The organism is Pseudonocardia sp. DxW (assembly GCF_058448985.1).
The window spans coordinates 261,090-272,175 of record NZ_JBZFLK010000009.1 but is presented as its reverse complement, the minus strand read 5'-3'; the positions used below and the strand labels follow the sequence as shown (position 1 = coordinate 272,175).

General features: G+C 73.2%; 13 protein-coding genes and 1 pseudogene. 4 read left to right on the top strand and 10 right to left on the bottom strand.

All coding sequences use genetic code 11. The features are described 5' to 3' along the window. Positions 1-292, top strand: a pseudogene (locus tag ACVJO7_RS16750) (hypothetical protein); the annotation flags it as partial. 268 nt (positions 293-560) lie between these two features. Here the strand turns inward: ACVJO7_RS16750 and ACVJO7_RS16745 are convergent. Beyond that, positions 561-803 (bottom strand): hypothetical protein, encoded by a 243-nt coding sequence (locus ACVJO7_RS16745; RefSeq protein WP_344027436.1) that lies wholly within the window; start codon positions 801-803, stop codon positions 561-563. Between the two features lie 116 nt (positions 804-919). Between ACVJO7_RS16745 and ACVJO7_RS16740 the strand changes: the two genes are divergently transcribed. Continuing rightward, positions 920-1,081 carry a hypothetical protein gene (locus ACVJO7_RS16740; RefSeq protein WP_491673624.1) on the top strand — a complete coding sequence of 54 codons (162 nt, stop codon included), beginning with the start codon at positions 920-922 and terminating at the stop codon, positions 1,079-1,081. 10 nt (positions 1,082-1,091) lie between these two features. Here the strand turns inward: ACVJO7_RS16740 and ACVJO7_RS16735 are convergent, their stop codons facing one another. Together ACVJO7_RS16735 and ACVJO7_RS16730 are read right to left on the bottom strand one after the other, a co-directional pair. Then, on the bottom strand, positions 1,092-1,700 hold the full coding sequence (locus ACVJO7_RS16735) for a Scr1 family TA system antitoxin-like transcriptional regulator (RefSeq protein WP_491673623.1): 609 nt from the start codon (positions 1,698-1,700) through the stop codon (positions 1,092-1,094). Then, positions 1,675-1,932: a DUF6879 family protein gene (locus tag ACVJO7_RS16730; protein WP_491673622.1), complete on the bottom strand. Its 258-nt coding sequence runs from the start codon at positions 1,930-1,932 to the stop codon at positions 1,675-1,677. The genes ACVJO7_RS16735 and ACVJO7_RS16730 overlap by 26 nt, the downstream gene beginning before the upstream one ends. 301 nt (positions 1,933-2,233) lie before the next feature. On the opposite strand from ACVJO7_RS16730, the gene ACVJO7_RS16725 reads away from it, so the two are divergent. Then, the gene (locus ACVJO7_RS16725) at positions 2,234-3,031 is read left to right on the top strand and encodes a glucose-1-phosphate cytidylyltransferase (RefSeq protein ID WP_491673621.1); all 798 of its coding nucleotides are present in this window, start codon (positions 2,234-2,236) and stop codon (positions 3,029-3,031) included. A gap of 72 nt (positions 3,032-3,103) precedes the next feature. Here the strand turns inward: ACVJO7_RS16725 and ACVJO7_RS16720 are convergent, their stop codons facing one another. The 6 genes from ACVJO7_RS16720 to ACVJO7_RS16695 all read right to left on the bottom strand — a co-directional run bounded on the left by ACVJO7_RS16720 (position 3,104) and on the right by ACVJO7_RS16695 (position 9,659). Beyond that, positions 3,104-4,204 (bottom strand): class I SAM-dependent methyltransferase, encoded by a 1,101-nt coding sequence (locus ACVJO7_RS16720; protein WP_491673620.1) that lies wholly within the window; start codon positions 4,202-4,204, stop codon positions 3,104-3,106. Continuing rightward, the gene (locus ACVJO7_RS16715; RefSeq protein ID WP_491673619.1) at positions 4,201-4,821 is read right to left on the bottom strand and encodes a dTDP-4-dehydrorhamnose 3,5-epimerase family protein; all 621 of its coding nucleotides are present in this window, start codon (positions 4,819-4,821) and stop codon (positions 4,201-4,203) included. Before ACVJO7_RS16715 ends, ACVJO7_RS16720 begins: the two co-directional genes overlap by 4 nt. Positions 4,822-4,971: 150 nt before the next feature. Continuing rightward, on the bottom strand, positions 4,972-6,423 hold the full coding sequence (locus ACVJO7_RS16710; RefSeq protein ID WP_491673618.1) for an oligosaccharide flippase family protein: 1,452 nt from the start codon (positions 6,421-6,423) through the stop codon (positions 4,972-4,974). 13 nt (positions 6,424-6,436) lie between these two features. After that, positions 6,437-7,456, bottom strand: a complete 1,020-nt coding sequence (locus ACVJO7_RS16705; protein ID WP_491673617.1) for a YveK family protein — start codon at positions 7,454-7,456, stop codon at positions 6,437-6,439. Then, a complete protein-coding gene (locus ACVJO7_RS16700; protein WP_491673616.1) occupies positions 7,453-8,526 on the bottom strand; it encodes a glycosyltransferase in 1,074 nt (357 codons plus the stop codon). Before ACVJO7_RS16700 ends, ACVJO7_RS16705 begins: the two co-directional genes overlap by 4 nt. Before the next feature lie 95 nt (positions 8,527-8,621). Further along, positions 8,622-9,659: an LCP family protein gene (locus ACVJO7_RS16695; protein WP_491673615.1), complete on the bottom strand. Its 1,038-nt coding sequence runs from the start codon at positions 9,657-9,659 to the stop codon at positions 8,622-8,624. A 271-nt stretch (positions 9,660-9,930) separates the two neighbouring features. Here ACVJO7_RS16695 and ACVJO7_RS16690 point away from each other — a divergent pair, with 271 nt between their 5' ends. Further along, on the top strand, positions 9,931-10,221 hold the full coding sequence (locus tag ACVJO7_RS16690) for a hypothetical protein (RefSeq protein ID WP_491673614.1): 291 nt from the start codon (positions 9,931-9,933) through the stop codon (positions 10,219-10,221). 82 nt (positions 10,222-10,303) lie between these two features. On the opposite strand, the gene ACVJO7_RS16685 is transcribed toward ACVJO7_RS16690, so the two are convergent. Beyond that, positions 10,304-10,942: an HNH endonuclease gene (locus ACVJO7_RS16685; RefSeq protein WP_425563669.1), complete on the bottom strand. Its 639-nt coding sequence runs from the start codon at positions 10,940-10,942 to the stop codon at positions 10,304-10,306. Positions 10,943-11,086: the final 144 nt, after the last annotated feature.

Here is an 11,086-nt window from a genome sequence, read left to right as displayed (position 1 = left end):
GTGGTCCCTCCCTGAGCCGATCTTGAATCCGACGCGCCGGACCAACGACAGATCAGCTCGTACCTACAGCGACATCAGAGCCCGTACGCGGACACCGGGCACCGGCCGGTTCCGGAAGCTCTCCCAGTTCCGGAAGGACGTGAACACCGCCCACGCCCGCCGCCGCGGACCGGGTGAGCGGGTCAACACCGAGCTGAAGAACTGGAAGATCCTGCGCAAGATCCGGTCCAGTCCGAACCAGGCCGACCGGCTCATCGCTGCAGTTCAGACCCTCATGATCGCCAGCGCTTGATCAGGTTGGCAAAGGCTCACTGATCCCGAGGTCCCGCGCCACGTCGACGACCGGCCGTCCGGCCTCGACGGGATCGAGCACCTTGCGCCGGGACTCCGGCGGATATCCACGCCTGCCCACGAACCCTCCTTCAGGGTCACGTGGCCAGAATTCCAGCAACCCGACTCCACCGAACCCGGGGCCAACCAGTGTCCGGCAAGTAGGTGTCACTTCACCCGGCTGAGTTCAAGTTGGAAAGCGCTCCATCTACGGGCGTTGCGGCCGGCGCTCACGTCCCGAACATGTCCGGTCGATCGAAGCGCACCGACTGCTCCTCCCCCTCCCGGAACCAGCACACCGGACGCCGGCTGCCGAGCAGCCCTACGACGTACGACGTCACCGAGGCCGACAGGACCCGGTCGTCGGTCGAGCGATCGGCCGCGAAGGCACGCGCTTCCTGCTCCGACGTGAAGACGACCTCGACGGCGCTCACCGAGTCCGGCTTGGCCGTGTGGACCGCGTAGACGTTCACATGACCAGTATGCACTATTGGTGTGCAGTAGATCTCGGATGTACTGCACTCGGATAGTGCAGTGTCAGAGTCCGTCGGTGGACACCGGCCCAGCACGCACGCGCCTGGACGCAGCCGTGCGCGAACGGGAACGGGCGAAGGACGACCTCGATGCCGCGGAAGCGGTCCTGCGGAGCGCGATCCGTGATGCTGCCGCGGCGGGCGTCTCCCAGGTCGAGCTGGCCGAACTCACCGGATACCACCGCAACACCGTGCGCCGGATCGTGACCGGGGACTGAGCCATCCTCCTCAGCTGAACGGCCGCGCGTGCCGTTCGAGCTTCTCCCACAGCGACCGGGCCCGGTCGAGCTGCGCGGCCAGTACGTCCGGTCGCCCCAGGTCGGCACGCAGCACGTGCTCGGTCAGCACCCAGCTGAAGCGTGTCGTGCCCTCGAAGAGCACCTGCTGGCGGGCGATCCGGGCGGCGACCGCGCCGTCGACGTCGGTGGTGTGCCCGGCGGAGAGCACCAGCCGCGCGTACTCCGGTGTCTGCAGCAGGCCGGGCCACACGGTGGGCTGGAACAATACGACGGCGAGTGCCTCGGCCTCCCGCTCGCGGACGTCCGTCTGCAGGTGCCCGGTCCGCTCCAGCAGCTCGCGCCACGGCCGGGTCTCGCCGGTCGCGCGCTCGGCGAGACCGAGGATGCGCTCCCGCTCCGCGCCATCGATCGCGCAGGCGTCGAGCCACGCCTCGATCCGGTCGAGCGGGAGCATCCCGCGGCCGGTGTCGAAACGCTGGACGACGCCGCGGTTCAGGCCCAGCGTCCGCGCCATCCCGCGCGCCGAGATGCCGGCCAGGTCGCGGACCCGGATCAACTCGCTGCGGAGCCGGCTACGGGTCGGGCTCTCGTCGACCACGCGGGCGGGTCACCTCATCCTCACGGGCCAGGAACTCGTTCAGCGGGATGGCCGCGGCCACCGCGCGGTCCCGGATCCGACGCAGCATACGTAGCTCGTCCGGATCGTCGACGGGTTCGCGGACGGCGACACGCCCGCCGGCGTCGTAGTGCGTGCGGAACCCACTGGGCTCGGCGGTGTCGGCGTCGAACAGCCAGAAGTCACCCCCGGCCCCCGGGACCGCGCCGGCCACGGCGTGCGCGAGCTGCGAAACCGCCGCACAGCCGTGGACCGCGGCCGCGATGCGGTTCCTCGTGCTCGACCACCGCCGGCACGTCGAGCGCGCGGCCCGCCGTGGCACCGGGAGCACCGCCGAACCGGACGACCCCGACAGACATGACGCTTCGTGATCATCCCTGCGCAAACCGTGCCCGGAAGGGTCCGCTGTGACCTGTTTCTCGGTCGGTGTGGGATAACGATGCGGTAGTGGTGAGCGGTTGAACCACTAGCGACGTAGCCGCCCCACCACGCTCCCCGTAGATCGAGAGGACCGCATGAACCCCGAGACCCCCGTCGTCATCCTCTGCGGAGGCAAGGGCACGCGCATCCGGGAGGCGAGCGAGAGCCTGCCGAAGGCGATGGTCGAGATCGGTGGTCGCCCGATCGTCTGGCACATCATGAAGATCTACCGGGAGGCCGGCTACCGCCGCTTCATCCTGTGTCTGGGCTACAAGAGCTGGGCGATCAAGGAGTACTTCCTCGACTACCGCGCCCGCTCCGCGGACTTCACGCTCTCCATGTCCGAGAAGCACCGGATCGACTTCCACAACGGCGTCGACGAGGACTGGGAGATCACCTTCGCCGAGACCGGCCTGGAGGCCGCGACCGGCTCCCGGATCCGGAAGATCGCGCAGTACGTCGACACCGACAACTTCTTCCTGACCTACGGCGACGGCGTCGCCACCGTCGACATCAACGCCCTGGCCAAGGAGCACGAGGAGTCCGGCCGGATCGGCACCGTCACCGGCGTGCACCCGACCTCGAAGTTCGGCGAGATGCACGTCGACGGCAACCAGGTCGTCGAGTTCAACGAGAAGCCCACCCAGGTCACCGGGTTCGTCTCCGGCGGCTTCTTCGCCTTCAAGCGCGAGTTCCTCGACACCTACCTCGGCGAGCCCGGCGACGACGACGTGTGGCTCGAGCACGCCCCGCTGCAGCGGCTCGCCCGCGACGGCCAGCTCGGCGTCCACCAGCACGAGGACTTCTGGTGCGCGATGGACACCTTCAAGGACTTCGAGTTCCTCAACGGCCTGTGGTCGGCCGGCGAGGCGCCCTGGAAGACCTGGTCCTGATGCCCTGACCGTCCGGTGGAGCGGTGACCGGTGCTCGACGGGCACCGGTCACCGCTCCACCGCGGCACAGGCTCAGGTGCGGGCCGGGACCGTGTCGGGCAGCAGCCAGCGTCCGCCGCCCGCCTCGATCTCGGGCAGCGACTGCCGCACCTCGGGCAGCAGGTCCTCGACGAACAGCAGCACCGACTGCGGCGCCGCCGCCACCAGCTCGGCCGGCGCGACGATCGGGATCGCGCTCCCCGGCGTCCGCCTCCCCTGCTTCGCCACGCCGCCGTCGGCGATCGCCGGCAGCAGGTCCGGCCCGATCCCGGCCCGGGACAGCACCGGCACCGCCCGCGAGGCCGCGCTGTAGCCCCACACCGTCCGGCCCGCGTCCCGCTCGGACTCCAGGAACTCCCGGATGCCGACGGTGATCCGGTCGGCCACCGGCTGCAGCGCCGCCAGCGACGCCGGATCCCGCACGCCGTCGGTGTCCTCGTCCGCGACGAGCTCCCGCACCGAGTCGTCGGGGACACCACCGGCGCTCGCCGTCAGCAGCACGGTGCCGCCGAACAGCGGATACCACCGCACCCGGGTCGCGGTCAGGCCGAGCGTCGCCAGCATGCCGACCAGCGTCGACGTCGAGTAGTAGGCGAAGTGGCCGTGCCGTAGCGCGTTCCACTGACTGCCCTTCACCACGGCCTGCAGCGAGTTGTAGCAGATCGCCAGCGTCCCGCCCGGGCGCAGCCGGCCGATCCGCTCCCGCAGCGCGGCACGCTGGTCGGCATCGTGCATCAACCCGAAGTTGTCGACGACGACGTCCGCCGCGGCCCCGTCCGCCACCGGGGTGGCCCCGGCGCGGACCAGGCCACCCGCCCAGCTGCCGCCGTGCGGGCTCCCGTACTCGACGAACGTCGCGTGCGGACCGACGAGCCCGGCCGACACGAGCTCGGCGACCGCCTGCTCACCCTGCTCGATCACCGCCACCGGCTCCCGGCCGACGACCTCCTCGACGCCACCCGGGTCCTCCGCCAGCTGCGCCAGCCCGCAGGCCGCACACATCCACATCCGCAGCGCGAACATCTCGTCCGGCCCCGGATCGGACAGCGGCGGGAACCCGGTCCCCGGGGGCTGCTCCCCCAGGTCCAGCACGATCTCCCCGGCGTCGCCGCGGCAGAACCTGCAGTGGATCACGACGCCGGCCCGGCCGGCACCGGACGACCCTCGACCGCCGGGGCGCCGCGCGGCGGGTGCACCGGCGGCAACCCGGCCCCGGAGGCCAGGTAGTCCTGCCAGGTCCCCGCAGCGAGATCCCGCGCGCTCTGTGTGCCGGGCGGGAGCGGCCAGTGAACGCCGAGATCCGGATCGTCGAACCGGACGGCCACGGCCTGCCCGTCGTCGTGCACCCGGTCGATCGAGTAGCACACGTCGGCGAGGTCGGTGAGCACCTGGAAGCCGAGCAGCATCCGCCGCGGCACCCGCACCGACGCCAGGTCGCGGTCGTCGAGCTGCAGGGCCAGGTGCTCGCCCAGGGTCGGCGACTCGGTCCGCCCGTCCACGACCACCAGGTGGACCGCGCCCCGGGCCACCCGCACGATCTTGGCCTCGCCGCCGTCGGCACGGCCGTGCAGGCCCCGCAGCACCGCGAACCTCGACCGGGACTGGCTGTCCTGCACGTGATCGGCACGCCGGATGCCGTACCGGGCGGCGACCGCCTCGTCGTAGATCCGGCTGAAGAATCCCCGCACGTCCCGGATCGGTGTCGGTCTCATGACCAGCACTCCCGGCAGCGCCGTCTCCTCGACCATCATCGAGCGTCCTCCACCGGTCCGGACCCGCCAACTTTTCGTCGTGGACTCGCCGGTCGACCGGACGCCGTTAGCTGAGGGTGACGATCTAGTCCGAACTGCCACGATATGTGACCTACTCTCCGTTTGTTGTTCACACAACAGCCACCGGTCTCAGCCGCGCAGACCCCGCCTCAGCTCTCGGACCAGGTCGAGATTCGTCGCCACCAGCACCCCGACGACGGCCAGCGTCACCACCGGCCCCGTCACGAGCAGACCGACCAGCGACGCCGGATCCGCCAGCACCGGGGCGCGCAGCAGCTCGACGTCGACGAACACGCCGGCACCCACCGCCAGCAGCAGCCCGCCGACCGTCCGGGCCACCGGCCGGGGAGCCGGCAGGCCACCCGAGCGCCACAGCACCGGCAACGCCACCAGCACGACCACCCAGACCGCGATCAGCTGCGCGAACGCCGCGGCCACCACGCCGTACGGCGTCAGCACCGCCAGCCCCACCGCCAGCCCGGCCAGGTGCCCCAGCTGCAGCAACAGGTACGAGCCCGGCCTGCCGAGTGCCCGGACCACCTCCTGCAGCACGTACAGCAGGCAGAAGCCCAGTCCGTACCCGCACAGCACGACCAGCACCGGAGCGGCGGCGGCCCACCGGGCGTCGATCAGCACCACCCGGTCCGCGAGCAGCGCCAGCACGATGTACGGGACACCGCCGATCGCCAGCAACGCCCGCACGAAACGGGTGACCGCCCCGCGGATCTCGAGCCCCTCCCGGAGCAGCCGGGCGTACACCGGGAACGACACCGGGCCGAGCACCAACGCCACCATCACGTAGGGCGCCCAGGCGATCCGGAAGGCGAGCGAGTACACGCCGACGTCGTGCGGCCCGAGGACCCGGGCCACCATCAGGTAGTCCAGGTTGATCAGCAGGACCGCGACGACCGCCCCCGGACCGACCACCCGGATCCAGCGCAGCGCCTCCGCCGCGGCGGGCACGTCCCAGCACGGCCGGATCCAGCCGCCCGCGACGGTGCCCAGCACCGGCATCACCACCGCGCCCGCGAGCAGCCCGATCGCCAGCGACGCCGCGCCCACCCCGGACGCCGCGAGCGCGATCGTGGTGGCGGTCGCGACCAGCGCACTGCCGACATCGGGCAGCATCCGCTTGCGGAAGTGCAGGTCCCGGTGCATGAGGCCCATCTGCACACCGCCGGCTGCACTGAACGGCAGGGACAGCGCGGCGATCATCACCAGCGGCTCGGACTGCGGGGATCCCAGCGCCGTCGCGATCGGCCCGGCCGCGGCGACCACCACCGCGGCCAGCACCGCGCCGGTCCCGACGCTGAGCGTCATCAGGACGCCGGCCATCCGCAGCGGATCCCGGCGGGTCCGCGACACCACGTCGTAGACGCCCATCGACTGCACGACCTGGCCGACCGCGACCAGCGACACGGCGACCGTGACTGCGCCCAGCTCGGACTCGGTGAGGAAGCCGGCCAGCACGATCGTCAGCACGACCTGGCTGCCCTTGGCGAGCACGTTGACCAGCGCCAGCCACAGCGTGCCGCGGGCCACCCGGGTCGCCAGATCGGGGGTGCTGCTGTCGGTGGTCACCGCATCCGTCTCCTCAGACCCGGACCACTGCGACGAGCGGCACGCCGCCGTCGAGGTTCGCCAGTGCCTCGTCCAGTTCACCCCGGGCGACACCCGCCCGGTCCACCGCCAGCAGCACTCCTGCCGGGCGGGCCCTGCCGAACGGCTCCCTGGCCAGCTCGCTGCGCAGTGCGACGACCGCGTCGGCGGTGCCGGCCGATCCGGGCCGCACCTCGACCGGGCGGCCCGCGGCACGGACCAGCACGACGATCCGGTCGAGCACGTCCGGGGCCGCGCCGTCCAGCACCGGCGCCCCGGCCCGCCCGGCGGCCGCGAGCGCCTCCTGCAGCGGACCCTCCACCCCGGAGCGCACCGCCGCCCGCCTGCGCCGCGCCACGGCCCCGACCGCGACCAGCCCGGCGACGACCAGGCCCACGAACAGCGCCGTCCCCGCTCCGGACGCCGGATCGGGTGAGACCTGGCGGACGGTCGCCTGCCGGTCGAGCACCCGCAGGTGCCCCGCGGGTGCGAGCAGGTCCGCGGCCATCACCCGGTCCGCGATCGCCTCCGCCAGCTCACCCGCGACCCGCTCCGAGTCCGCGCTCACCGTCAGCCGCGCGACACCGGCCCCGGACAGCAGCTCGACCCCGACCCGGCCCGCGAGCTCGTCGGCGGGCGGGGCCCCGGGCACCCGGTCCGCGACACCGGCCAGCACCGACGGCGACGTCGCGATCTCGGCGATCGACGGCATCGCCAGCCCGACCACCTCGCCGTAGCCGGTGGAGATGCCGGGGGCGATCGCGTCCGTCGCCGTACCCTCAGCGGCCGGTACGGCCAGCAGGCCGATCCGCCCCTCGTAGCGCACCGGCAGCAGCGCGGTCACCCCGTACACCAGTGCCGTGGTCAGCACCCCGACCAGCGCGATCACCAGCCACAGCGGCCACCGCCGGACCCGCCGGGCCGGTGCGTCCGGCGGTCCCGGCCCCTCGTCGGTGGCCGGCGCCGGCAGCCTGGTCGGCGTGGTCCGCTCCACGTCGCTGTGGTCGAGCGTCATCGCGTCCCCCCGTGGACCTCACGCACGACGGCGGCCACCCGGTCGCTCGCCAGCCGGGACCCGAAGTGCTCCAGCACACGGGTCCGGGCGGCCCGCCCCTCGCTCCGCCCGGGCCCGCCGTCGACCAGCCGCGCCGCCAGCGCATCGGCGAGTGCGTCGAGATCGCCCGGCGGCACCACCGCGCCGCCGTCGCCGACCGCCTCCGCGACACCGGTCACGTCGAAACCGACGACGGGCCGGCCGCAGGCCATCGCCTCCAGCGCGACCAGCGGCATCCCCTCCCACCGCGACGGCAGCGCCACCACCTCCGCCGCCCGGTACCAGCAGCGGGGATCGGCCGACGCGGGTTCCCGGCGCACCGAGGCGTCGAGCGGGCCGTCGTACTCGCCGTCGCCGACCAGCACCAGCCGGGCCGCCGGCACCGCCTGCCGGACCCGGGGCCAGGCGGCGAGCAGCAGGTCCTGCCCCTTCTGCCGGGTCACCCGGCCGACGCACACCACGGTCGGCGCCTCCGGGACACCGAGCGCGGCCCGGGCCTCCGCGGCCGGCGCCGGGGTGAACCAGCTGGTGTCGACTCCGTTCGGCACGACCGTGGCCGGCCCGTCGACGCCCGCGGCCCGGCCGGCGGCGAGCTCGGCGTCACTGACCGCGATCAGCCGGTGCGTCCAGCGGGCGGCGAGCCGTTCCCAGCCCAGCGCCGCCCGCGCGACCGGCCCGGTGACCGCGTCGAACGACCAGGCGTGCGGCTGGAACAGCGTCGGGAGTCGACCGCGGACGGCGAGCCTGCCCGCCAGCCCGGCCTTCGCGCTGTGCAGGTGCACGACATCGGGATCACACCGGTCGACGATCCGGCGCAGCGCGCGGGCCTCCGGCACCGTCGACGCGCCCGGGCTGCGGGCCGCCCGCCAGTCCTCGACCGGCACACCGGCCGCCGTCATCCGGTCGGCCAGCGGCCCCGGCGGACAGGCGATCCGGGCGTCCCAACCGCGGGCCCGCTGGTCCACGCAGAGCTGGCCGGCCACCGCCGCCACTCCGGCGTCCACCGGCTGGCTCACATGCAGGACCCGCACGGAACCTCCCTCGATGATCGAGACTGAGGTCGGCGCAGCGGGACCGGCCGTTAGCAGCGCGCCGGTGATGTGACCCGCGGCTCAACCACCACCGGCTACGACGGCGTCTCCCCCAGCGCCTCCCCCGGGTTCAGGTCCGCGTACTGCTGCACCGACCCGTTCCGTACCGCCCCCCACAGCTCCTGCCCGCGGGCCTCGTCCAGGTGGACGACCGACTGCGCCCCCTCCCGGCCCAGCCCGGCGACCGGCGCGGTCACGAACGCCACGTCCGATCCGCGCAGGTTCCGGTTCTGCAGGGCCAGCGTGACGAGCCCGGTGTTGGTCAGCGAGTCGTCGATGCTGACCGCGTCGCCGACGCTCGTCGCGAACGAGTACAGCGTCGCCGGGTCGGTGGTCGCCGCCGCCTGCACCTTCTCCAGCAGCGCCTTGATCGCGTTCTGCTGGCGGGCCGCCCGGTCCAGGTCGCCGCCCGGGAGGTCGTAGCGCTGCCGGACGTAGGCGAGCGCCTGCGTGCCGTCGAGGTGGTTCTCACCCGCCGTGAAGTCGACGCCGGCGTTGCTGGTGGCCCGCGCGACCGTCACGTCGATCCCGCCGACCGAGTCGACCAGCGAGGTGAAGCCGGCGAAGTCGATCACGCCGAAGTGGTCGACCCGGACCCCGGTCAGCTGTTCGACGGTCTCGATCAGCAGCGGTGCCCCGCCGTAGGCGTACGCGGCGTTGGCCTTGTCCATGCCGCGGCCGGGGATCTCCACCCAGGAGTCGCGCGGGATCGACACCACCGACGCGCTCCGGCCGTCCGGGGCGAGCGTGCCCAGCATGATCACGTCGCTGCGCTCGGAGCCGCCGTCGGCGTCCGGCGCGGCACCGGCACCGGTGATCGGCTCGTCGGCCCGCGAGTCGGTGCCGACGAGCAGGAACGTGGTCCCGCCGAAGGTCGCCGGCCGGTCGGTCGCCTCCAGGCCGCGGAAGGCGTCCGGGATCCGCGGCACGTCGTTGCCGACGCTCGACACCAGGTACGCGACCGCGCCCGCCACGACGAGCAGCAGCACCAGCAGCAGGGTCAGGAAGGTGACCAGGAACCTGCGGCCGGTACGGCGCCGCGTCACGGGGGGCGGGGGGACGGCGTTGCGCATCGGAATCCTTCCGGGACCGCTCGATGGTCCGGTTGTCTCGTCGTAGTAAGACGTCCGGCGCTACCGAAAGGTTGACGCCCGGCCTTCGCGATCGAGATCACCGTTACGCATAGTTGCAGGTCAGGGCCTGGCGAGTACCCATCGTGAACGTTCTGGGAACCCGTCGTCAGTTCTGGCGAACCAACGGGGGAATCGTTAATGGGCCGGCCGGAGTAAGCGAATCACCGGGCAGTACGGCCACCCGGTCGTAGCGGACCCGACAGGAGCCCCGATGAGCGTCACCCCGGACACCCCGACCGCCGTCTCCCCGGCCGGTGCGATCCCGGCCCCGCGGTCCGCCGCGGACGACGCCGCCGCGAACCCCGCAGGCCCGCCGGCCACGCCGCACGCCCCCGCGGTCGTCGACCCGTGCCGGTGCGGGCACGGGCGCGACGCGCACGAGCACTACCGCCCGGGCACCGACTGCGGCGCCTGCGGCACCGGCTGCAGCGCGTTCCGGGCCCGCGACGCCCGCCCGATCCGGCGCCGGGTGCGGCTGGCCTCCCGGCTGCTCCGCCCCTGATCCGGCCCTGATCCGCGCCCCGATCCGCGCCCGTGCGGCGCGGTCCAGCACCCGTGCGGCGCGGTCCGGCATCCGTGCAGCGCTACGCCGCCGACAGCCAGGGCTCCCAGGCCGGCAGCGGCTCGACCGCCAGCACCAGCACGCCGGCCCCGCTGCGCGACGGCGGCCCGGGAACGGTCGCCAGCGTCCAGCCGAGCTCCTCGACGAGCCGGTCCGCCTTGCGCGAGTTGCACGCCCGGCAGGCGGCGACGCAGTTCTCCCAGCTGTGCGCACCGCCGCGGCTGCGCGGGACCACGTGGTCGATGGTGTCCGCCCGTTTGCCGCAGTAGGCGCAGCGGCGGCCGTCCCGGCGCAGCACGCCGGCGCGGGTCATCGGGACCGCGCGGCGGTACGGGACGCGCACGTAGCGGGACAGCCGCAGCACCGACGGCGCGGGGAGCGAGAGGTTCTCGGACCGGAACGCCGTGCCCTCCAGCGCCTCCTGGAGACACTCGGCCTTGCCGGAGAGCAGCAGGCGGATCGCCCGCTTCGAGGTGACGACGGCCAGCGGTTCGAAGCTGGCGTTGAGGAGCAGTACCCGGGCCCCAGTCGGCACCGGCACCGCCGTCGGCGGCTCGGTACCCGGTGCGGGAGGGTGATCGTCGGGGAGCGGATCGACCGCTCTCAGGTCGGGGGTGACGACGGTCCCGGCACCACTGGGGACGGGTTGTCGGTACGGCACGCGACCACCTCCGCGAACGCTCGAGGTCCGTGATGTAGTCGACCATACGGAAGCCGGGTTACGCGAGTGTGATAGCAGTACCGACGACCGGTGTACGCGGTGCCCGTCCGGCGCCGCCGACCGCCCCGGCCGTCCACCGGCCAT